Source organism: Lysinibacillus capsici, from assembly GCF_020217405.1.
GTDB lineage: Bacteria > Bacillota > Bacilli > Bacillales_A > Planococcaceae > Lysinibacillus > Lysinibacillus capsici.
In genome coordinates this window covers 1,273,203-1,296,310 of record NZ_CP084108.1, presented here as the reverse complement: position 1 = coordinate 1,296,310, position 23,108 = coordinate 1,273,203, and the positions used below count along the sequence as shown (strand labels likewise).

The 23,108-nt window shown below is 36.5% G+C and carries 20 protein-coding genes; all 20 read right to left on the bottom strand.

Annotation, left to right across the window (positions count from 1 at the left end; genetic code table 11):
- Positions 1-1,066: 1,066 nt before the first annotated feature.
- Positions 1,067-2,335 (bottom strand): carboxylate--amine ligase, encoded by a 1,269-nt coding sequence (locus tag LCP48_RS06075; RefSeq protein ID WP_225340787.1) that lies wholly within the window; start codon positions 2,333-2,335, stop codon positions 1,067-1,069.
- A gap of 115 nt (positions 2,336-2,450) precedes the next feature.
- Positions 2,451-3,461, bottom strand: a complete 1,011-nt coding sequence (locus LCP48_RS06070) for a histidinol phosphate phosphatase domain-containing protein (protein WP_048391480.1) — start codon at positions 3,459-3,461, stop codon at positions 2,451-2,453.
- Positions 3,458-4,243, bottom strand: a complete 786-nt coding sequence (locus LCP48_RS06065) for a DeoR/GlpR family DNA-binding transcription regulator (protein WP_004225858.1) — start codon at positions 4,241-4,243, stop codon at positions 3,458-3,460. Before LCP48_RS06065 ends, LCP48_RS06070 begins: the two co-directional genes overlap by 4 nt.
- Entirely contained in the window at positions 4,240-5,241 is a 1,002-nt protein-coding gene (locus LCP48_RS06060) for an ABC transporter ATP-binding protein (protein WP_004225860.1), read from the bottom strand. Before LCP48_RS06060 ends, LCP48_RS06065 begins: the two co-directional genes overlap by 4 nt.
- Positions 5,238-6,023 (bottom strand): ABC transporter permease, encoded by a 786-nt coding sequence (locus LCP48_RS06055; RefSeq protein WP_004225862.1) that lies wholly within the window; start codon positions 6,021-6,023, stop codon positions 5,238-5,240. Before LCP48_RS06055 ends, LCP48_RS06060 begins: the two co-directional genes overlap by 4 nt.
- Positions 6,020-6,865, bottom strand: a complete 846-nt coding sequence (locus tag LCP48_RS06050; protein ID WP_181574653.1) for an ABC transporter permease — start codon at positions 6,863-6,865, stop codon at positions 6,020-6,022. The genes LCP48_RS06055 and LCP48_RS06050 overlap by 4 nt, the downstream gene beginning before the upstream one ends.
- A 71-nt stretch (positions 6,866-6,936) precedes the next feature.
- Positions 6,937-7,773: an alkaline phosphatase family protein gene (locus LCP48_RS06045; protein ID WP_048391489.1), complete on the bottom strand. Its 837-nt coding sequence runs from the start codon at positions 7,771-7,773 to the stop codon at positions 6,937-6,939.
- Positions 7,763-8,851: an ABC transporter substrate-binding protein gene (locus LCP48_RS06040; protein WP_225340786.1), complete on the bottom strand. Its 1,089-nt coding sequence runs from the start codon at positions 8,849-8,851 to the stop codon at positions 7,763-7,765. Before LCP48_RS06040 ends, LCP48_RS06045 begins: the two co-directional genes overlap by 11 nt.
- A gap of 235 nt (positions 8,852-9,086) precedes the next feature.
- Positions 9,087-9,464, bottom strand: a complete 378-nt coding sequence (locus tag LCP48_RS06035) for an ELKS/Rab6-interacting/CAST family protein (protein WP_225340785.1) — start codon at positions 9,462-9,464, stop codon at positions 9,087-9,089.
- Positions 9,465-9,536: 72 nt separating this feature from the next.
- A complete protein-coding gene (locus tag LCP48_RS06030; protein ID WP_004225870.1) occupies positions 9,537-10,055 on the bottom strand; it encodes a hypothetical protein in 519 nt (172 codons plus the stop codon).
- Positions 10,056-10,067: 12 nt separating this feature from the next.
- On the bottom strand, positions 10,068-11,285 hold the full coding sequence (locus tag LCP48_RS06025; protein ID WP_004225873.1) for an aminopeptidase: 1,218 nt from the start codon (positions 11,283-11,285) through the stop codon (positions 10,068-10,070).
- A gap of 28 nt (positions 11,286-11,313) precedes the next feature.
- A complete protein-coding gene (locus LCP48_RS06020; RefSeq protein ID WP_225340784.1) occupies positions 11,314-12,066 on the bottom strand; it encodes an ABC transporter permease in 753 nt (250 codons plus the stop codon).
- Between the two features lie 3 nt (positions 12,067-12,069).
- Complete coding sequence (locus LCP48_RS06015; RefSeq protein ID WP_004225877.1) at positions 12,070-13,008, bottom strand: ABC transporter ATP-binding protein; 939 nt, start codon at positions 13,006-13,008, stop codon at positions 12,070-12,072.
- A 506-nt stretch (positions 13,009-13,514) separates the two neighbouring features.
- On the bottom strand, positions 13,515-14,012 hold the full coding sequence (locus LCP48_RS06010) for an S-layer homology domain-containing protein (RefSeq protein WP_225340783.1): 498 nt from the start codon (positions 14,010-14,012) through the stop codon (positions 13,515-13,517).
- A gap of 11 nt (positions 14,013-14,023) precedes the next feature.
- On the bottom strand, positions 14,024-14,260 hold the full coding sequence (locus LCP48_RS06005) for an InlB B-repeat-containing protein (protein ID WP_004225880.1): 237 nt from the start codon (positions 14,258-14,260) through the stop codon (positions 14,024-14,026).
- A complete protein-coding gene (locus tag LCP48_RS06000; RefSeq protein WP_153802593.1) occupies positions 14,257-14,400 on the bottom strand; it encodes a hypothetical protein in 144 nt (47 codons plus the stop codon). The genes LCP48_RS06005 and LCP48_RS06000 overlap by 4 nt, the downstream gene beginning before the upstream one ends.
- A gap of 73 nt (positions 14,401-14,473) precedes the next feature.
- A complete protein-coding gene (locus tag LCP48_RS05995; protein WP_225340782.1) occupies positions 14,474-17,401 on the bottom strand; it encodes a cadherin-like beta sandwich domain-containing protein in 2,928 nt (975 codons plus the stop codon).
- A gap of 160 nt (positions 17,402-17,561) precedes the next feature.
- The gene (locus LCP48_RS05990) at positions 17,562-21,389 is read right to left on the bottom strand and encodes an InlB B-repeat-containing protein (protein WP_225340781.1); all 3,828 of its coding nucleotides are present in this window, start codon (positions 21,387-21,389) and stop codon (positions 17,562-17,564) included.
- Positions 21,390-21,997: 608 nt separating this feature from the next.
- Entirely contained in the window at positions 21,998-22,135 is a 138-nt protein-coding gene (locus LCP48_RS05985; protein ID WP_004224881.1) for a hypothetical protein, read from the bottom strand.
- Positions 22,136-22,422: 287 nt separating this feature from the next.
- Complete coding sequence (locus LCP48_RS05980) at positions 22,423-23,028, bottom strand: TetR/AcrR family transcriptional regulator (RefSeq protein ID WP_004224884.1); 606 nt, start codon at positions 23,026-23,028, stop codon at positions 22,423-22,425.
- Between the last annotated feature and the right edge of the window lie 80 nt (positions 23,029-23,108).

The following is a 23,108-nucleotide window of genomic DNA, read 5'->3' as shown; positions in this document are numbered from 1 at the left end:
AATATTCCGAAACTGTTATTGCAATAAATAACCAAAAGAAAAAGCACAGTCTGTAAAGATAAGATTAGATTAGATTCTATCATTTCATTTTTAAAAATTATTTCTTTAAAAGACCAATAATTCTACTAATTTTATAGGAAACTAAATAATTCTCTACATTTCTCTCTATCTCCACTTCCTTCTAAAAGCGAATATATTTGAAGTAATTCAAAATAACCTTAGTGCCCCACTATTTTTATTTGATATCTAAGTGACTTTTTTTAAAAGCCGCAGCAACTATATAATGTATTGTATCAGATACATAATTGTTATATCTGTAATCTGAATAGCTACTTTCTCTTAGATAATCAATTAAGCGAATTAAGTCTCCATCAAGAACTAGTAATTTTTCAATAAGTACTTTACTATTATTTGCATTAAAAATAAAGGGAGCTTTACCTTAGTTATCGAAAAAACCTTTGAGATGTTTTCGTTGATATCATTTCAATATTAATAAGATTATTGGTTAAATCTTTTCCTACTGTTGGTTTAGTTTTTCTTCTAAAGTCAACAAATCAATCTTTATATCTTTAAATTCATTAGATAAACTTTAAATAATTTGATTTCTGATTTATACAATTTATGAAAATACTCTATAGCTTTTAATTGTTCGATATTATCCACAGCGCTCTCAAAAGGGTCTTTCCTAACCCTATTGTCATACACATGTGAACTCGCTATTAAAAGATTTTATAAGCATAATCAATATTATATTCACTAATTATTTTTAACAAATTGAAATACCCATCATTTTCAATTTTATTTTTGCGCAATTCATCCGTTATTTCCAATAAAGTACTACAATATTTTTTACTATATTTGAAGGTACCAATTTTTATTTATCAGCTATTCAAAGCTTTCTAAAACAATTTCATCTAAAAGATAATCCTTTCTTTGATTCATTCTTATTAAAGCATTTTTTATACCTAAATTTAATGTCTCATAACGCTTTTCAATATCTAAATCACTTAACAAAAATGAAATAATAAATACGAATCTTAAAGCCCTATCCTTCATTTCACATATGCTAACCATTGCTTTTGTTAAAATACTTGCTGTATTTTACCCGTAAATATGAATGATACAATTTCAGCTTTATCCAGCGTTTTATATTCATATCTTCTTTATATAGTAATGCATCCGTGTATTGCCCTTCTTTCATTAATCGCTTGGCTTCTATTTTTAATTTTTCATTCTTCATGTATTTAAATAGTGTTTTTGAAGGAAGTAGTGACCATACATGCTTCGTCTGGACATATGTTCGTTCATGATTAACCTGGTATAAATAATCATCCACCACATATTGCATTAAATTATACCCGCTTGCGGTCACATAGTAGCTTGAAGCCCCTGCTCGCAAATTCATTTCAAATAGCTTGTATTTCCCGTCCCTTGCATCATATTTCATATCAAAATTAGCAAAGCCCGTATAGCCGATGTCCTCTAAAAAATGCCGAATGGATTCCATTAGCTGTTCATCATAATCGATCATAACAGCTAAAGAAATACCTTTGTTTTGTGGAGATGGATCTTCGAGTAGCTTGTTGCTAAGACACATTAATTTTACTTTTCGATCTCTTCCTACATATACATCTAGAACACGGATATAGGAATCGTCGCCTGGAATAAATTCTTGAACGATTAAGGTGTCTTGATAGCTAGAACGATAAATACAGCGAATAATGTGCTGCATCTCATCTGCATCATGCACTAGATATATTTTTTTCTTTTCAGGAAAGGAACAGTTCGTATAGGCAACGGTATTGGAGGGTTTAATAATAATGGGATACTGGATTGGAATTTCTCTATTTGGATGATGTTCCTTTGTTATAATGATGGTTTTGGGGTATTTTAACTGATATTTATCACAAAGCCTGTAGAACTTCTCCTTTGTTTGCACCCTATTTAGTAAAGCCTGATCAATGTAAGGTAAAATAAAGTACTTTTCAAGCTGCTCTTTATTTTCAATGATAAGCTCTGCATAGTAGCAGTCACAAACTAATAAAATCAATTTCTTTTGTTGGCACTGCATGGCCAATCCCACTAGCGCTTGTACAAAACGGGTAGGATCATCTAAATGTTCAACGTATTGAAAATCCAGAATACCGCTATTCTGCGTGGCAATTCCCTGTGAGCCTTTCAAAAGGAGTGAGCGCATCGTCCTCCCTTTTTTTGCTGGCTCAATGACAAGACTTTTCATGCGGTAGGCTGCATAAAATGAGCGTGCTACCCCGTACGCATGCTGACCCGATTGTATAATAATAGGTAAAAAGGGTTGTTCTTTAATAGATGTCAATTTGATTCGCCTCACATTATAAATATGAATTTAATCATTTGTATGCGAGTAAAATTGTACTTATGTAATACGAATAAAAGGCACTACATTGAAGCTTTAGTGCCCTTTACTCAACCTATAACGTCATCATTTTTTTCACTCTCTGTTCAAAGGAGGCAATAGCTTGAACGCCATAACCCTTTAGCAGCTCTGTATTGGCAAATGTATATTTACCTAAATCATCTGGGAAATGTGCATCAGAGGATACAGTAAAAGCAACTCCATGCTCAAGTAAGGTTTGTAAAAAACGAGGACCCGGGCACATTTCCTGTACAGGGTAACGATAATACAGCCCGGCATTGATTTCAGTGGCGGTTTCAGTAGACGTTAGTGCCTTTGCAATACGTTTATACCAAACTTCAAGAAACGCACGATCCTCCACCTGATAATTAAATACTTTAAAATTATCTAAATGGGCAACAAAATCAAACATATTGGAAAGAATCATTTTCTCTACTACTTTAAAAAAACGCTCATAATTTTGTTGTAAAGAGGGTTGATCCATTTGCTCAAAAAGATACTTTGTTTGTGGATTATCAAAGCCCCACCCATCAACAAAATGAACAGAACCAATTACATAATCCCAAGGATAACCTGCTAGCAAAGCAGTTAATTCCTCCTCACCACCAACAAAATAATCTGCCTCTATACCAAGTCTCAGTGTAATGCCATGTTGACGCCATTTTTCCTTTGCCTGCTGAATGGTCGTCACAAAAGCATCCATATTTTCTGTCATCACACGATCCAGCCAATAGCGCTGAATTTGTCCAATTTTACTTTCATCCAGCCTCATAAATCGCTCAAAATAGGCACGCGTTTCTTGAAAACGATATAAGTGATCGACAATCCCCACCTCACGTAAGCCGAGCTGCTTTGCCTGTTCAAGATATAAATCCAACCATTCCTCACTATAACAGCCATTTTTCACACGCCTTGCTAGACGCTGTAAATGACAAGTTATTTGTTGTTTGGAGCCTTTTTCCGTTTCATCATCCGGATAAAAAAACTCCAGTGCCTGCGATGTACGCTCTAGCCAGCGAAATGAATAAGGTCCCTCTTCTAAATGTACGTGATAATCTATTGTCATCCACTCTTCCCTCCATTACATATCGTCCATTTTTCCTCATAAGCCTGCCATTCTAATGGACAAGTGCTTTCGCAAAGAATTTCTGTACATTCATCAAGATGACAGATTTGAAAAAATGATTTGCCATTAATTTTAGATGCATCGGCTAATAAATAACTCACTTTGCTATGCTTGAGCATTTTCTTTGAAATAAGAGATTCATCCAAATCGTAATCATAAACAATGCCCTCACTCATGCCACCACACGATAAAAAGGCCTTATCAAAATTCATATTATCTAGCATTTCTAACGTCATAGCACCTGCAACAGAAGATTGTTTTGGATTCGCCGTACCTCCTAGTAATATGACCTTGCCTGTCATGCGTCGTTCTTCTATGGCTAAATTAAATTGAATAGCTGCTGCAATTGAATTCGTTACAACTGTTATATCTTCCACAGCTAGTAAAAAATCGGCTATATGTACTGTTGTAGTACCTGTATCTACTGCAATAGTATCGCCGTCGCAAATGCGTTTTGCAGCAATACGAGCAATTTGTCTCTTTGCGTCCTTGTGCATTTGTAGCTTGCGTAAAAATACCGGTTCATTACGTACATTCGTATATTTAATAGCCCCACCATGAACTCTTGATAATAAATGCTGTTGCTCTAATTCATCAAAGTCTCGGCGAATTGTTTCTGGTGCTACCTGAAGGGCATCAGCAATATTGGCAACAATAATTTTCCCTTCAGAATCTAATTGTTTTAAAATAAAATCAAATCTTTCCAGTTTAGCGTAAGTCATGATAGCGCAATCACATCTTCTTGTGCGACATAGCATTTATAGGATTTTCCCATTTCAATCGAATACCCTTGTTGATGCAGTTGTTCCATTGCAAACGCCATTTCTCCTTCAAATGTAGTACGAATAATATTGCCGCTCATTAATGATTGTTTGGCAACCCCAGAGAGACATAAGTCTCCATCTCGTTGCTCGAGATGTAATGCCTCAGGGCGTATTGCAAATTTCGTGGCTTGCTCTATTAAAGATGCTCCAAGCATTTTTTCTAAAGTTTGGCGTGGAAAAACATTATAATGACCGATAAAATTAGCAATAAATTCATTATTTGGTCTCATATAGATTTCCGTTGGCGTACCGTTTTGGGCAATGCTGCCATTATTCATGACAAATATTCTATCCGAAACAGCCATTGCCTCCTCCTGATCATGCGTAACTAGAATCATTGTCATATTTAATTTTCGTTGAATTGCTCGTAAATCTGCTTGTAGTTTTTTGCGAATTTGAGCATCAAGCGCACTAAGTGGTTCATCTAATAGCAGTACTTTAGGACGGACAATTAATGCACGAGCTAGAGCAACACGCTGCTGTTGACCTCCCGATAATTCTTTCGGGTACGCATTAGCTTTCTCACTTAGATGAACAAGCGCTAGCATTTCATGAACACGCTGCTCTATATCTGCCTTATTAACTTTTTGCATACGCAAACCAAAAGCAACATTTTCAAGCACCGTCATATTAGGAAAAAGTGCATAGGATTGAAAGACCATACCCACTTGACGATCCTTCGGTTGTACGCCACTCATATTTTTTCCTTCAATCAAAATCTTACCTGCCGATGCATCTGTTAAACCTGCAACAATACGCAAAATCGTACTCTTTCCACAGCCACTAGGACCTAATAGTGTGATAAATTCGCCTTTTTGAATTTCCATGTGAATATTGGTTAAAACAGATACTTGTCCATATTTTTTATGAAGCCCTTCAATAACAAGATAACTCATAGAATTGTAGCACCTTTCGATCGTTTCGTTACGATAGCAATGACGAATGTTAAAAGACCCATTAGTACGAGATAGATGAAAACAACAGCACTAGCAATATGTCCACTTGTGCTAAGCTTTTTCATTAAATAAATTTGAACGGTTTCAAAGCGAGAACCTACAACAAGATTAATTAAGACAAACTCACCAAATAAGACCGAGAAGGATAACAATGCCCCCGCAAATAAGCCTGGATAAACGGTAGGCAGTAAAATTTTTGTGAATGCCTGCCTTTTTGATGCGCCTAGCAATTGAGCCGCATCAAGCAGTTGCCTCGCATCTATATTTCTTAAACTATTTCGTGTACCTTGATAGATATAAGGAAGAATCCCCACAACATAAGCACCTAAAACAACAAATATCATCGGTATACCTATTTGGCTATAAACGCGTATAAGCCCTACAGCTAAAATAATTCCTGGAAAAGAATACACCATCACCACTGCCATCTGTATCCATTTTTCGTATCTTGGAAAGTATAGGACGATGACGAAAATGGCTGGCACAATGACAAGGAGCGCGATACTAACGGCACCCCCTGCCAAAAGAACTGAACGGCCGAATGCTTGAATAAAATCAGTATCACGAAACAATGTGGAAAGCCATTTTAATGTGAGTCCTTCTGGCAATATCGTTTTATTCCATTTTGTTGCAAACGCATAGAGCATTGTTGCTAACACTGGTAATAGTAAATATCCCACGAGCAGAAGGAAAAAGAAATCAGCCAAACCACGCTTTTTCATTTTACTTTCCTCCTTGTTTTAGAGATGCTCCACTCACTGATCAGCATGGCCGTTACCATTGTCACTGCTAATATAACTGCAATGGCACTGGCTAGCTCTGGCTGAGCAAAAATATCACCTTTTATTAAGGAGCCTATACGAATCGCCACTAAATTATAATTACTACTTGTTAATGCATAAGCAGAGGCATACGCGCCCATTGCATTGGCGAACAATACACTAAAGGTTCCCACAATTCCTGGGAGCATAACAGGGAGACCAATTTTCATCCAAAACTGCCAGCTAGATGCACCAAGAAGAGCTGCCGCCTCCTTCCACTGTTGCTGAATTCCATCATAAATGGGATATAGAAGCATTAGTGATAATGGCAGCTGAAAGTAAATGTAAATAAGTAACAAACCGCTCCAACTGTATAATGAAAAGGATGTCAACGCCTCAATATCCCATTTGTCAAATAACAGTGTAAATAAACCACTATTGCCAAGTAAAACGATAAAAGCAAATGCTAGCGGAATACCTGAAAAATTGGAGGTTAAGTTCGTAAGTATTAAAATCTTCTCCCGTACTGGCTCTGAAAACTTCATCATGGCATAAACTGCAAACAAGGTGATAAGTAACGCAATCATAGCTGAGATAACAGATAAAGTAATACTATTTTTAAAACCTTGAAGAATGTAGTCGTTCGTAAAAATTGATTCATACTGCTTCAGAGTAAAGCCCTCACTATTTTGAAAGCTTGTAATGAGCATATATAGGAGCGGTACTAAGAAAAACAGTAATAGTAATACAAGAAAAGGCGAAAGCCAAGCAATGGATTGCCGCTTCGATATCAACACACTCACTTCTTTCTATAAATGACTTGCGGCTCATGGGGATAATAGCCGCTCCTTATAATAAGAGCGACTACTATTATTTAAACCTCTTTTGCTGTAAAGACACCTTCTAACAGGAGTGGTACCATATCTTCAGCAGGCTTGATATTTAATAAATGACAGCACAGTGGTGCAACTTGTAATTGAGAAATAATGCCTTCTTTTATGCCAGCCTTTACAGCATCTGAAATGACAAATAGCGGGACATGACGATCCTCATGTGTGGTACCGCCATGATTACCATCTCTTGTCATGCCATGATCAGCCGTAACGATAACCTCATAGCCCAGCGCCATACACTTTGGAATAAACAAGGATAGTAAAGCATCCATCGCTAAAACTCGATTGCGATATTGAGCAGAATCTGCCGTAAATTTGTGACCATCATCATCAACATTCATTGGATGAATATACAGGAAATCAGGCTGCTTTTGAGCCATTAACCATGCTGCATCGGCAAATACATGACTATCTGGATAATGATCCTCAAAATAGAACATACCATTGTCAATTGGTAAATGTGTATCGAGTTGTAGCCTGTCCTCCATATGATTAAATGGCGCTCTATTATAAAGCTCACTCACCCAATAATAGGCGGAGGCTGCTGTAGTTAAACCATGCTCCTTTGCGATATGAAAGACACTTTGCCCTTTCGATAAACGCACTGTCATATTGCTGGTAACGCCATGTACAATAGGGGGTGTACCTGTTAAAATCGTCTCATACAATGGTCTTGATAAAGAAGGCACCTCTGAGCAAACCTTATAGCGAGCAGCTACCTGACGCTCGACTAAATGGTGCAAGAACCCCATATGTGTGCAGGCTGTGTCAAAGCGCAAGGCATCGATAACAATGAGAACCACTTTGTTATTTTGCATGGATTAACACCTGCTCTTGATAGAGTTGAGGGATTTGCTTTGTTGTATCTTCCCATTTCTTTTGGTCTTTAACAGGTTGTGCATTCGTATACATATCAGCAGGTAATAGTAAATCTTTTACATCCTGTGGTAATTTCACTCCGTCCCGAATTGGACGCGCATAGCCTTTTGCTAAATTTTCTTGACCTGCATCAGATAAAATATATTCACGTGCTAGCATGGCAGCATGTGGGTTTTTGGCATATTTATTAATTACCGTTGCATAACCAGAAGTGACAGATCCCTCCTTAGGTATCACTACATCAAAGCGGTCCTCATCAATTTGATGACGATAACCTAATGCATTAAAGTCCCATAAGATCGCAACATCTATTTCACCTTTTTCTAGGTTTGCTACTGATGGATCTCCCTGTAGACGTCCTTGCTTCGCTAATTCAGCAAAGAAATCTATACCTGGCTGGATGTTGGACTCATCTCCACCAAATGCCATAGCCGCTGCTAAGATGGCAAACTGTGCTTGGTTAGCTGTTAATGCATCCCCAATACTTACTGTGTAATCTCCATTTTTTAGGTCTTCCCATGATGTTGGAGCATTCTTCACATTATTTTTATCTGTCAAAAAAGAAATGGTTCCTGTATAGCCAACAATCCAGTGTCCTTCATCATCTTTAGCCCAATCAGGTATTTCATCCCAATAAGACGTTTTGTATGGTAATGTTAAGCCCTTGTCCTTAGCGATTGGTCCAAAAGCAATCCCGACATCTCCAATATCTGCCGTAGCATCATCCTTCTCTGCTTCAAACTTCGCTAACTCCTCAGCACTCGACATGTCTGTATCCTTGTGTTTGATACTATATTCGGTCCCAAGTTCATCCCATGTTTCCACCCAGTTCGCCCATGTATCTGGCATACCGACAGAATTAACAATGCCTTCTTCCTTTGCTTTTTCTGTAATGTCCTCAAGCGATAAGTCCTTTTTTACCTCATTTGCACTAGATGAACTGTCAGAACAAGCTGCCAACATGGAAATAGCTAATGCACCAATTAGACCTTTTTTCCACAGTTTTTGAATTGTCATGTGTTGGACCCTCCATTTGTTTTGCTTTATTTTTATTTGCTTACAAACGTAATGTTATAAAACAAACATTAAGCAAGTATGGAGGTGTTAAGAATATTTAGTAAAAATTATTGAGGAATTATAAAAATCTATGAATTTAATGAATAAATATAGTAGGCTTGTAAAGCTAGCGAGGGTAGATACGGAAAAACCTAAGTATGTGTACATTTGCTTTACAGACGTACACATACTTAGGTTATTTGGAGAGACCTAAAAAATCAGCATAGGTATGCGGCTCATTTTCCTTGAGAATTGTTAAAAATGTAAATGCCAATTGCACAACTGACCACCATCTCATATTGTAGGTCATTTCAAAACGAGGGGGCTCTAATGAAAAGACATCTTGAAAAATATCTAACGGTTCTATTTGCTCATCCTTTAAAATAGATAGAAAGCCAAGAAATAACGTATGATCTTTAACCTCAATCAATTTGTCCTCTACAAGAGCATCAATATTTTCAGGGTGTTGAAAATTACATTGTGTAGCTACATAACGTTCTAAATCCTGAGCACGCTTTCGGTCTTCACGCTCCTTTTTTTTTGCAATAAAATCAATGACGTTATTCACGTACATCGCCTCTTTTTTTCTTTTATTGTAGCATTTTTTATAGAAACATTGCCTGAAATAGCCCTTTATCCATTCTGTTTAAATGGTTTGTTTTTTATTAAATTCCTCTAAAAAAGTAGTCAATTTGTGAAATTCTACAGAGAAGACATCTTGCATTCCAAAATATCCTTCTTTTTCATCTATAATAGTGGCAAACTTTTTATATAGACGGTGAATATAGCCATGATGGCGATAAGCATAAAATTGGACTTCCTTCACTTCTGGATGTTCTTCTAAAATATGTTTTAGCATTTGTAGAAAACCCTTAACAAAGGATCGACTATTTTGATATTCTTTCTTTAATAGTGCGCAATCAATAAAAACGATATGTTTATTTTTAAATTGATCTTCTCTTACACCCAATGTATAGCTTGCTGCAGCAAATACTTCCTGCTGTGTATTTTGAAAGAGGAGCAGATTTGTTTCCTCTATCATGACATATAAACTACCAAGTGTATCTAAAATCGGATACATATCATCAAATATATTTCTATTTTGCAAAAAGAAAACAGCGAATTTTTCATAATCCTTATCAGTCTTACACTGCACTATTTCCATTCATCTTCCCCCTTATTTAATTACCCATTTACCATTCACTAAAATTGCTTCGGCAGTACCGTCCTCTCGTATTCCATTCACCTGTAATTTTTGTGAGCCTATCATAAAATCAATATGGATCATACTATTATTTATGTTTTCTAGGTTTGCACCATCTTCTTTCAAGCCTGAAGCATAGGCTTGCCCAATGGCTAAATGACTGGATGCATTCTCATCAAATAAATTATGATAAAATAGTAGATTGCTCGCAGAGATTGCAGAATCATGAGGAACCAATGCAACCTCACCTATATATCTAGCACCCTCGTCTTTTTGAAGAATACTTTGTAATGCATCCATCCCTTTTTCTGCAAAGAAATCAGTAATTTCACCATCTTTAAATGTAAGTGTAAATTGATCAATGATCTGCCCTTCATAAACTAATGGCTTTGTATTTTTGACTATGCCATTTACTCCTTTTTTGAGTGGTGTTGTATAAATTTCTTCAGTCGGCATATTACAAATAAATGAGCTTCCCATGTCATTCGTTTCCAAGCCATTAACCCAACGATGATTTTGTGGTAGCTCTATTTTTAAATTTGTTTCTTCGCTAATGAAATGTAAATAACGGAAATACTTTTCATTCAATAATGTGGCCCTTTTATTTAATGTATCAACATGCTCTTCCCAGGCTTGTAGTGGGCTCTCTTCACTTAATTTTAGTATTTCAAAAAACTTTTCCCATAATTCCTCAAGAGCATTTTTGGGCTCTAAGTCAGGGAAAATAGATGCTGCCCATTGCTCCGTCGGATAAACAATAACAGTCCAACTAACTTGCATTTTAATCAATTTTTCGGTAAAAGAACGAAAAGCAAGTGCAGAAGCATACTCTGCTTTTTCTACCTTAACAAGGTCTATTCCCTCCATATTTTGCAGGTGGGGTGAAATAATATAAAGAAAAGCGGCACCACTACTCGCCATTTCTTCATACCCCTTCACAAGCCAATCTGGTGTATAGGCTAAGCCTTGCTCTGTCATATATTCATATTCAATTCGAGCAAGCTCTTCATCAATCCACTTTATATAAACATAATGTGCACCATTGAGATAGGCATGTCGGCAAACCCTTCGAACAAAATCGGCAGCAGCCATTGAGGCAGAAATCACTAAAGTCTGTCCTTGTTGAATATTAATCCCTACTTTTATGACCAATTCCGCGTACTGCTCTAACTTAGTTTCAAAAGTTTTCATTTTAAATTTAACTCCCTATTCAAATAATTTATTGAACACGCCAATGTATTTTTTTACTGATTAATAGATAAGAAAAACAGGAAAAAATGAGTAAGATTAGAACATCTATGACTGTAGAATTGGTCCATCCAACCGTTAGCATACCGTGTAATACATTCGCTACATATGTTGTTGGTAACACGTAGGAAATCCACTGCAGAACGATGGGAAGGTCTTTCAGCTCAATCATAACTGGTGTTAAGAAAGTAACAAACATCAACAAAAATTGCGCTACAATATTTGTAAATTGAGGATTTGGAGATAAAAACCCCATTAATACACCAATGCCTACTACACTAAAAATCGCCAATAAAGCGACTGGTAGTAGAAGCCACTCAAAATGAAGATTGACCCCGTAAATTTGCTGACCAAACGTAAATACAATAATAAACGAAGGTAAGGAAGTTAAAATACCATAAAACAACAAAGATAAAATAAAATTAACCTTTCGAATGGGAAGGGAGGAGTAATATGTAAAATAGCCCCCAAATTTTTGATACGAGATATCCTGCCCTAGAATATTCATCCCCATTAATAGAATACTAAAAATCATATTACCGATAATTAATCGTGCCAATTGTTCAGAGCTAGATTCACCCAGTAAAAATTCGAGAAACACTAAAGTAACTATTGGAAAAATGGAAGACATTGCAATAATCCATAATAATTGATGCCTTACGATGGCTATTTGTATACGAAATAAAATAAGTAATTCAACAAAGAATTGACTAAAGGCATGCATTAACTATTCACTCCTTTGCTGTTCTTGAAGTAGTGAATAGACATCTTCTAGACTTGGTGGAAACAGAGAGTATTGGTTAATGTTCAATGTCTCATCCTGTATTATTTCAACAATAGTACGAACCATATTTTTCTCGATTAACATCGTGAGTTTTGTATCCTCTACTAATTCTGCTTGTCCAAAATCTTTCAGTCTGTCTTTGATATTGTGAATAGAGGCCTCCTGCGCATAAATTTCTAAACGCATTCTTTGGTCTACTCTTCTCTTTAGCTTTTCGACATGGTCAATGGCTAAAAGCTTTCCGTTATCTATAACAGCTACACGATGAACAACTTTTTCAGCTTCCAAAATATTGTGAGTGACTAAAATAATTGTTGTACCCTTTTGGTTAAGCTCACGAATGATGTCCCATACTAATTTCCGTTTTAATGGATCCAGCTCATTTGTAGGCTCATCCAAAATCATAACAGATGCCTGACCAATCAAAGTTGCTCCTAAACTAATGAGTCTTCTTTGACCACCCGAAAGCTTTGACAGTAGCTTATCTCGATAAGCTTCCATGTCTAACCTCAGCAAAATATTATCTGTCTGTTGCTTCGACTCTTTTTTGGAAAGCCCCTTTAATCTACCCGTAAAATAAATGGCTTCCCATGTTTTTAAAAATGATAAAGCAAAAGTCTCCTGTGAATAATAAGCAGTCTGTTTCAATACATACTTCGGATTCTTAGATACTTCTTGTTGATGAAATTTCACGGATCCCTCTGTTGGTGCTAGCTGTCCTATCATTTGCTTTATCAATGTCGTTTTTCCTGCACCATTCGGGCCTAATAACCCAATTATTTCACCTTTATATATAGTCAATGAAATGCCATTATTTGCTTTAAATTTACCTTTTTTATAGTAGAAAGTTACATTTTCTAATTCATATATTGGTTCAAGCATGGTAAACAGCCTTCCCTGATTAAATTTCAAAAGATGAGGTCTGACTAAAAAGTCAGACCTTGAGGTAATAATTATTTACCGAATGGCTTTGTATCGCCTTTTGGGAAACCCATTGGAGGAAACATCATTACTTTTCACCTCACTTTCTTTTCTCTATTGAGTGAACAACCATCAGATAAGCTAATGATAATCACTGCTTATTTTTGATTCTATATTACTTTAAAGTAATATACAACTAGAAAAATAGAAAAATCAGTTTTTTCTACTTCTAATAATAGACTAATTTAACTTATAATTTCTTCTATCTATTGGACTATTTACAAATAGAAAATATTTTTACCCTTTGTTGCTATACGTAATATCCATTACTTTTCTTCTTTAAATTAATGAGCTTTCAAATGTGATTATAAAAATATCTATTCATCGCTAATCTATATTACTTAAAGTAATATTCGACTTTACAGTGTTCATAACGATGTGAAGCTGTTAGATTACACAAAAGATAGTTAAAATTGGAGTGCCCTGAATAAAAAGGTCGTTAGCTCGGCACGTGTTACTGGCGTTTTGGGATAAAATTCACCATTACTCCCCAATGCAATCTCAACCTGTTCTAGTGCTGCAATATAATCCGTGCTCCAATGATTACTAGAAACATCACTAAATGAACTTGTACCCTCAGAAGTTAGTTGTAATGTTTTTGCTAAAATTTTTGCTACTTGTGCACATGTAATAGCTTCTAATGGTCGGAATGTGTCACCCCACCCATCAATAATTCCCACTTGCTGTAGCGTGTTGATCTCTTCATAGTAGATAGGTTTTGGTGCTATATCAGAAAAGACTTTTGCTGAGCGAATTGATTCAAACTCGAAGGTGCGTGCAAATAATACTGCTACATGCATTCGACTAATTGGTTCATTCGGACGGAAAGTGCCATGTTCATAACCTTGGATAATCTCTAGTGTCGCTAGTTCCTCGACTATCTCTTTTGCCCAATGGCTATCCATATCATCGAACCTTACCAGTGCTGCGGTGTGTCTGATTCGTACACTGGCAAAGGTATCCACTTTGCATATATTACCAAATTCTCTCGAATAACTGTATCTTCATCCCACTTAATTTTAAATGCTGCATCCTCATACCAGCCTCCAAAGCGAAAACCATCTTTGGTAGGCAAAGGTAAATCACTTATTTTTGTATTATAAGCAACCTCTAATGGCGGAAGTATTGTACCACCATTTGTATTTATTGTCACCTGATGATGGATTCTGTTGTAATTGTAAAATGAAGTGTCTCATTTATATTTGCAAATACGGTCACATTACCACACACAGGTTGTATAAGTAACAACCAGATGACAAATAACGAAACCACTTGTTGCCATGTTCTTCTCATAACATCCCCTTTATCCCATAATCACACATGTTGATTAACAAAATTATACAAATATGAACCATGTTGGATTTTATTATTGTTGTAAGGCTCTGTATAAAAATGCTACAAATTGGGCACGTGTTACTGAAGATTCTGGTTTAAAGTAACCGTTATCCCCTAACGCAATATCATTTGCCGCCAGAGCGATAATATAGTCATGTGCCCAATGTGTTGATGGAATATCTTTAAATGTATGTGTGCTCGTTGGTGATAAGTTTAATGCTATAGCTAATACTTTCGCTATTTGAGCACGTGTCATATTTTCATCTGGCTTAAAGTATCCGTTAATACCTTGATACAGACCAGCTTGTTGCACCAACTTGATGGTTTCATAATACCGATGATTTAGTGGAATATCCTTAAATGTTTGTGCTTCCTGTATGGGATTTAGTTTAAAAATACGGGAAAATATTAACGCAACATGCTGACGAGAAATCGGATCATTTGGTTTAAAAGTACCATCCACATACCCTGTAATATATCCACGTTTAGCAAAATCACCAATCATTGTGTAAGCCCAATGATGCACGGGCACGTCTGAAAAGATAATATCTGTAATGGGCTCTTGCGGTTGCTTAGGATCAGTCGGTACCAGCTGAGGAAGCTCTATTGGTGCTGGTGCTGCTGGCTCTACAGGCGCTGAGTTTCCTGGAATTTGTGGTGAATCTACGGGTGCTGGTAGCTGCTCACGATATATTTCAACTTTGTATTTCTTTTTCGTAACCCCGTCTGGTGCTGTTATTTCTAGTAAAATAGTATTTGCCCCGAAGTTTAGTGACACTGTCATTTTCTTTCCACTGCTGCTTGGTATTCCATTAATCATCAGCGTTGCATCATGGTCATCCAGTATTGGTGTTAAATCTATACTATTCACATTTACATCAACATTAACTGAATATTTTTCAATTTGAGAATCAAATGACGGCTTCAAATTTCCATAATTCAACGTTAGACTTTTTAAATTTGCGTTACTTGATGGGAATCTCGTTACCGTTACTGTATAGGTCTGCGTTGTGTTATCTTCTGCTGTTACTTCGATTGTTACCGTATTCTGTCCTACATTCAGCGGAATCGGATCTGATGCTGTGCCACTACTCACCGCATGCCCGTCCACCTTTATTTTAGCTGTGGCATCTGCTGCTGTTGGTGTTACTGTTAAACTAGTAATAGCATTCTCTACGCTTGCTGTATAGGTGAAATCTCCCCCATTAAATACAGGAAGGAATGACCCCGTGCTTAGAGTGAGATCACTCAGGTTAGCATTATTCGATGGGAATCTCGTTATCGTAATTGTATAGGTCCTCTGCGTTGTGTTATCTTCTGCTGTTACTTCGATTGTTACCGTATTCTGTCCTACATTCAGCGGAATCGGATTTGATGCTATGCCACTACTCACCGCATGCCCGTCCACCTTTATTTTAGCTGTAGCATCTGCTGTTGTTGGTGTTATTGTTAAACTAGTAATGGCATTCTCTACGCTTGCTGTATAATTGCTATCTCCTGAGCTAATTTCAGGAGATAGTATTCCTGAGCTTAAAGTAAGACTAATTAGATTAGCATTACTTGATAGCGCCCGCGTTACTTTCACTTGGTATGTCTTTTTTGTGCTATTTAAAGCTGTTACTTCTATTAATATTGTATTACTTCCAACATTAAGGGGAATTGTAGCTGATGTTGCACCACTACTGACTAGATTCCCATTAACCTTAACTGTTGCAGTTGAATCTATAGCATTTGGTATCACTGTAACGGTTGAAACTGTGTTCATTACATTGACATCATAAGAAAGTATTTCTTTAGAAAATTGTGGAGAAAGCGTTCCTTCATTTAAATGTAAGCCCTCTAAATCCGCTGAATATAAATGCACGGTGGAGATTGACTTATTTCCTGCATGATCTTCCGCAAACAATGTATATGTCCCAAAATTATCCACAACAATTTTATTCTCAGTGAACGGATTTCCTCCCGTCAAAAAATAAGATTCATTTTGATTTCCAAATGCCCATTTCTTCGTTTTCACTCCACTTTTACTATCAGTAATGGTAATTGGAACTTCTAATTTCTGATTGGTAATTATGGTCATATTGCCACTTGTAATGATTGGTGCATCTTTATCGATATTATCAATAGTAATCGTTTGAACAGTTGAATTTAATAAAATATCCCTTGCATACCACGTAATCGTTCGATTTTGATCTATACTAACAAAAGAATCTACTAATGAGTTTCCAGCTGTATTAAAATATGATTCATTTTGAATGCCATAATCCCACTTTTGAATCTTCAAATCACTTTCACTACTAATATTTGCCGTAACTGTAACATCACCATTTGTCCATCCTGTAGGGGACTTTGTTAAATTGATCACTGGTGGTGTTGGATTTAATTTTAATGTGTAATTCACTTTTTCATACCTTAAACGTTTATGTGTTCCATTAGAAATGGTTTCATAGTAGCTTAAATTAGCCCATAAAGCATTAGCAGGAACGGTAGCACTTTCCACAACATTTACACCATCTACACTATAGCGGTATTTTTGATTCGTTATTGGGTTTTTCCCACCCCCAATATCACCATCAAAATTACTTACTGTTATCCACTTAACATCAGAAGGAATATCAGTCCAATTGTGAACATACTGCTTTTCTACAGATTTTCCATCACGACTAAACATGTATTCTATACCATTATCTAATGGCAGAGTAATTGGAAAAAATGTTATCCATTTCGCATCTGTCGGTAAACTATCTCTATCGGTAAAATTTTTTGTTAAATAATCTCCACTATATATATGAAGAATCCCTGCAGAATCTCCTTCTAGGTATTGGATATAGGATAGAACCTCTCCATTAACTGTAATTTCTGCTGCCTTTGTTGCATCTGGTAACAAGCCCAAACTACATAAAATAATAACAACACTAGTGACTAACAATAGCTTCCACTTTTTTAACGGTTGTTGCATCGAATCCCTCCTTCTTCTTTATTTAGTGATTCATCAGAATTACCCTCACTATCTATTCACTACTTTATATTACTCAAAAGTAATATTCAACAAAAATATTACTCTTTCATAGTATAATGGCGCGAAGCTGTTAGATAGCCTCACGCCTAAAAAATCATTTTTATTGCTGCATTGCTCGGTATATAAAAACCGCCAATTGGGCTCTTGTCACAGAAGCTTCAGGGTGGAACTTGCCATTATCCCCTAATGTAATCTCTGCTCGCTCTAATGCCGCAATATAGCCAACACTCCAATGATTGCTATCTACATCCTTAAAAGAACTCTTACCTTCTGATTTCAGTTGTAGTGTATTTGCTAAAATTTTAGCTAATTGTGCCCGTGTAATATTGTCTGTTGGACGAAATGCTCCATCCGCTCCATCAATAATGCCTGCCTGCTGTAAGGTCATAATCGCATCATAGTACATATGGTTTGGTGCTACATCCGAAAAGGCTGCTGTTGGGCGGATCACCTCGAATTCAAAAGCACGTGTGAATAATGAGGCAACATGCTGGCGGCTAATTGATTCATTCGGTCGGAAAGTACCATCTTCATATCCTTTAATAATGCCCTGCGTTGCTAATGCCTCAATCATATCCTGTGCCCAATGGTTTTCGATATCTTCGAAAGTCACCACGGAAGGCTTTGACTGTGGGGATTGCTGTGGTTCTTTCGGTTCTTCTGTTGGCAATATTATCCATTTTGCATAGAGCGTTAAATTCTCCCTCATAAGCGTATCTTCAGCCCATTGTATCGTTAGCGCTTTATCTATATACCAACCGTCAAAACGAAAACCTTCCTTTGTTGGTACAGGTAAATCACTGACTCTTGTATTATAGGTAATCTCCATGTCCTCTAAAGATAGGCCACCATTTGTCTCGAAGGATATTTGAATAGACGTTGATGGATGAGAAGCACTACCTCCATCCGGCATTGAAGGACCATTGGCATTACCTCCACCAGGTGTTGAAGAATTCGCTATCCATTGAGCATACAAAATTATATCTGCCTCACCTATTGTTAAAGGCGTATTTGCTATATAGGCTATACCCTTACCATCCTGTGCTGTATTCCAGCCCGCAAAAGTATAGCCTGTTCTTACTAGATTTCCACTATTTCCTTGTACCATTACTGTTTCATTTTCTTCATATAATGTACTATCCTTTGGCACTGTCCCACTTGTTGCACCATTTGCATTATATATGACTGTATAAGTTGGGTTCGCTGTCCACTGGGCATACAAGATGACATCGGCTTTTCCCATTTGAAAGGTTGCATTTTCGGCATAGGATATTCCCTTACCATCTGCTTGTGTATTCCAGCCTTTGAATGTGTAGCCTGTTCTTACTAGATTTCCACTATTTCCTTGTACCATCACTTTTTCATTTTCCTCATATAATGGACTATCCTGTGGCACTATACCACTTGTTGCGCCATTTGCATCATATTTGACTGTATATGTTTGGTTAGCTACCCACTCCGCATACAATATAATATTATCTGTACCCATTGGGAAGGTATCATCCACTGCATATGCTGTGCCTTTACCATCTGCTTGTGTATTCCAGCCTTTAAAGGTATAGCCTGTTTTCACAAGATTATCGCTATTAACCTTCACTGTCACAAGGGCATTTTCTTCATATTTCTGATCATCTTGTGGCACACTGCCTCCCGTTGCTCCATTTGCATCGTAGATAATGTTATAATAATTTGGCACTTCATACGCGCCTAAATCAATCGCCGCTCCTTGCACACGTTTTTTCCCAGCAAGGTCTGTCGTTATATCTGCTAATTCAGGATAACTAGCATTCCCTTGATCTATTACTGGAGAATCTGCTTTTAAACGATAATCTTTCTTGCTTGAATCCATAAACACATCTGTTGGCAGATAAGTGGGCGTATCAACAGCCGTCCCAGTCGTATCAAATAGTTTCCCTCTTATGTTCTTTCCTACTTCCACATCGAGCAAGCTATTTTCAACTTTACCTTTATAATTATAAAAGGCAATTTTCTTGTTATTTCCGATAATAATACTATTTTGAATTTTACTAGCTGAGCCACCTCCAGAAATAGCACCCACTCCATATTTCGGAATATCGCCAATGATGGTCACATTCGTTAAGATGATATTACTAGTTGGAGAGTCAGTACTTATAGTAGCACCATCAAAATCTGCCTTGTTGCCAGTAAATAACGTATTTCTTAAATTGGGGCTGCTACTGCCATCATTGAACATACCGCCCCCAATATACGCTTCATTTCCAATGAATAGCATATTCGTTAAAATTGGATTACTGACACCATCATTAGACATAGCCCCTCCACCATAACCGGCCTTATTTTCACGAAATGTTACAGTTGTCATCATCGGGCTACTATTGGTATTGTGCATGCCGCCCCCATTGATTGCATTGTTTTGATCAAACGTTACATCAGTTAAGCTTGGGATACTATAGTTCGTATTAAACATCCCTCCTCCTAACTGACTTGCCTGATTTTTATTGAATAGCACATTTTTCAATAGTGGACTACTATTGCTACCAGTATTAAACATCCCTCCTCCATACTCCGCCTTATTCTCGCTAAATGTTACCTCCATTAAGTTGGGACTGCTAGCATCATTGTATAGAGCACCTCCATAAAAAGTAGCTTCATTTTCATTAAAGGTTACGTTTGTTAAAGTTGGATTATTGGCATAATTGTACATGCCACCACCATGTTGAGTTGCCTTATTTCTATTAAATTCAACTTCCGTTAAGATGGGATTACTCACGTTACCGTTGTATATACCACCTCCGTATACTGCTTCATTGCTAGTAAATGTTATATTTGTTAAAGTCGGACTACTGCTACCACCATTATAGATAGCGCCTCCATAGCCAGTCGCTTTATTTCCATCAAATTTGACACCACTTAATCTTGGACTACTACTAGCATTGTAGATAGCGCCACCTAGGTACGCTTCATTTCCGCTAAATCGAACATTTGTTAAAATCGGGTTACTTCCTCTAGTATTATACATAGCACCTCCATAGCCTCCACCATCTCCCTGTGCCTTATTCCCGGTAAATAGGACATTTCTTAAGAGTGGGTTATTGCCATCGCTATTGTACATCCCACCACCATACATATGCGTCCCCTTATTAGCAAAACCTCCCGTAATGGTGACACCATCGAGAATGGCTGTTTCATTTAATACACTTACATCAGGGTCATATCGATGATAAAATACATGATAGGCATTTTCTCCACTAGGAAGTGCTCCACTTAGTATAGTTTTGTATGTGTTAAAATCTCGCTGCGCTAATGTCTCTTCATCACCTTTAAAACCGCCATAAATTTCCACACCATTTCTCATTCGGAATGCTACGCTGCGTGAATCATTTACATCCATTTTTCTAGTTGGTGTGTATGTTCCTTGGGCAATCCAGATTTGCTGTCCACTTAGTGCGCTATGTAAAGCGGATTGTAAATCTTGAAATGCATTGTCCCAACTTGTACCATCATTATTCCCAACAGTAGCAGTTGCGTCCACATAAATAATAGAGTTACCTGCTGACAATAACGATGGCTTTTGTTCTGCGATGCGAATTACGTGCTTACTAATGGCGGATTGCCCAATGATTCTAAACCAAATATGATAGTCCCCTGCATCTTTTAAAACAAGTGGCGTTAAAGTATTGAATACTGTCCATGTATTTCCTTTGTCGTTAGAAGTCTCTATCTGTAGACTAGCACTATCAACTGTAGTTGTTGTCGCTTGAATAGTAACAGGACTTGAAGCAATGTCACCATCTATATAAGGCTCTCCATCTGTTGTGAGTGTGACAGTTAGTATGGGCTGTTCATGATCATTCGTTTCAGCATACACTGGGAAACTACCAACTACAATCTGTGCCATTAACAAATAGATGACAAATACCGATACTGCCTGCTGCCATTTTCTCATAGCATTCTCCTCTTTCTATACATTTTACTTCTACCAATATGTGATTGAAAAAGAATAGGAGCACTCTCTTACATCAATCATGTTCTAATGCATATACGAATAACAAACATATACGATAATTATATTATTTAAAAATTTTAAATTGCTATAAAAGCAAAATGCGACTCTATTTTGGATTAATTTTACATATTAAACATTAAACATCAATCCCATGTACAATCTCCCTTCTTCTTAATGGTGTCACTCATTCACTATGTCTATTTAAAGCCCCATCGATTTTTACAGTAGTTTAGAAGGTTTGATTTGATCCTAAAAAATCTGGATGAACGTTAACAGAGATGTTATTTTGGTACTCATAGATCCTTCTTTCTACATCTTGATATAAAATAACAATAAGCAATTTTATATTACTTAAAAGTAATATCCAACTATATAAAAGAAAAATCATTTTCTTTTATATAGTTATTTCCTCTATTTTCTCTAGTAAATATCCTTTCTATTACTAAAGTTACAATTATCTATCTCTTGGCTTTTTACTTTGGCAACAATTGAATGAATGCTAATCATTCAATCAATTCACTAAAACACTCTGAAACCCATATGTGTAACTAAATCTTTCCAAAAACACCCCTTGTCCCCTGAAATTTCACTAATCCATCTACAGTTGCTAATTGACCAATCAATTGCTTTATACCTTCTTTTCTGTAGTAGAAAGTTACATTTTCTAACTTACTCTGTTCAAGCATATTAAACAGTCTCTCCATTTAAAAGATAAAGGTCTGACTAAATAAGCCAGACCCTTAAGTAATAATTACTTAACAGTAATACGGCCACCTTTATCTCCTACATATGGCATTGGTGGATACATCATTCCATTCACCTCCTCTTTTCTTCTTTAATTGAGTGAACCATTTGAAATACTAATGGTAATCACTACATATTCCTAATATTATATTACTCAAAAGTAATATTCAACTTTAAAAAAAGAAAAAATCAGTATTTTCTTTTTTTAAAATTATGAAGTGGTTGATTATTAGTCATGACTTCCCCTATCCAACATACCATCTATTAATAAATTCACAATATCAGTGGCTATCTCTTCTGGCTTTTTTTGCTTTGGCAGTAATTGAACAAATGTTAATCGCTCAATAATACCTATTAAGCTCTCTGCAACTATATGTGTATCTAAATCTTTCCGAAAATAGCCAGCATCTACTTCATAATCCAGATTCTCTTTAATTTGCTTGACGATTTGTGCCTTTATTTCATCAGCCTTTGTCGATAAATATAATCCAATCCTTGTTAAATTTGGGTTTTTAGCAAAAAACGCTAATAATTCCTTAACATTATGGATAATACGTGATTTTACTGTTGCTTGCTCTAATGCAGGCTGTAAGCGGCTTTTTTTGGCTAAATCCATCATTCGTAAACGAAAAAGATTCTCTAATTCTTCAAAAATGGACTCTTTATTTTTAAAATACAGGTAAAAAGTAGGCTGACTTAATGATGCACTTTTTACTATCGTACTCACCTTCGTTTCATGATATCCATGCTGCGCAAACTCTTTCGCTGCAATTTCAAGTAATAATGCGCGACTTTCTTCTCCACTTGCGCCTTTTGGTCTACCTCTTTCTGCCATAAAAAAAACTCCTCCATTTAAGTACCCTTAAAACTTTTTTCTATAAAAAAAGCCCTTTATAAGGATAGTTAGTTGTAAAA

What these genes read in the sequence shown, in the direction of transcription:
- LCP48_RS06055 (WP_004225862.1), bottom strand. Translation starts at nt 6,023, where the DNA reads ATGAAAAAGCGTGGTTTGGCTGATTTCTTTTTCCTTCTGCTCGTGGGA.
- LCP48_RS06010 (WP_225340783.1), bottom strand. Translation starts at nt 14,012, where the DNA reads ATGGATAGCCATTGGGCAAAAGAGATAGTCGAGGAACTAGCGACACTA.
- LCP48_RS06020 (WP_225340784.1), bottom strand. Translation starts at nt 12,066, where the DNA reads ATGCATGCCTTTAGTCAATTCTTTGTTGAATTACTTATTTTATTTCGT.
- LCP48_RS06040 (WP_225340786.1), bottom strand. Translation starts at nt 8,851, where the DNA reads ATGACAATTCAAAAACTGTGGAAAAAAGGTCTAATTGGTGCATTAGCT.
- LCP48_RS05985 (WP_004224881.1), bottom strand. Translation starts at nt 22,135, where the DNA reads ATGCTTGAACAGAGTAAGTTAGAAAATGTAACTTTCTACTACAGAAAA.
- LCP48_RS06035 (WP_225340785.1), bottom strand. Translation starts at nt 9,464, where the DNA reads ATGTACGTGAATAACGTCATTGATTTTATTGCAAAAAAAAAGGAGCGT.
- LCP48_RS06000 (WP_153802593.1), bottom strand. Translation starts at nt 14,400, where the DNA reads ATGAGAAGAACATGGCAACAAGTGGTTTCGTTATTTGTCATCTGGTTG.
- LCP48_RS06030 (WP_004225870.1), bottom strand. Translation starts at nt 10,055, where the DNA reads ATGGAAATAGTGCAGTGTAAGACTGATAAGGATTATGAAAAATTCGCT.
- LCP48_RS06065 (WP_004225858.1), bottom strand. Translation starts at nt 4,243, where the DNA reads ATGACTTACGCTAAACTGGAAAGATTTGATTTTATTTTAAAACAATTA.
- LCP48_RS06025 (WP_004225873.1), bottom strand. Translation starts at nt 11,285, where the DNA reads ATGAAAACTTTTGAAACTAAGTTAGAGCAGTACGCGGAATTGGTCATA.
- LCP48_RS06070 (WP_048391480.1), bottom strand. Translation starts at nt 3,461, where the DNA reads ATGACAATAGATTATCACGTACATTTAGAAGAGGGACCTTATTCATTT.
- LCP48_RS06045 (WP_048391489.1), bottom strand. Translation starts at nt 7,773, where the DNA reads ATGCAAAATAACAAAGTGGTTCTCATTGTTATCGATGCCTTGCGCTTT.
- LCP48_RS06060 (WP_004225860.1), bottom strand. Translation starts at nt 5,241, where the DNA reads ATGAGTTATCTTGTTATTGAAGGGCTTCATAAAAAATATGGACAAGTA.
- LCP48_RS05980 (WP_004224884.1), bottom strand. Translation starts at nt 23,028, where the DNA reads ATGGCAGAAAGAGGTAGACCAAAAGGCGCAAGTGGAGAAGAAAGTCGC.
- LCP48_RS05995 (WP_225340782.1), bottom strand. Translation starts at nt 17,401, where the DNA reads ATGCAACAACCGTTAAAAAAGTGGAAGCTATTGTTAGTCACTAGTGTT.
- LCP48_RS06015 (WP_004225877.1), bottom strand. Translation starts at nt 13,008, where the DNA reads ATGCTTGAACCAATATATGAATTAGAAAATGTAACTTTCTACTATAAA.
- LCP48_RS05990 (WP_225340781.1), bottom strand. Translation starts at nt 21,389, where the DNA reads ATGAGAAAATGGCAGCAGGCAGTATCGGTATTTGTCATCTATTTGTTA.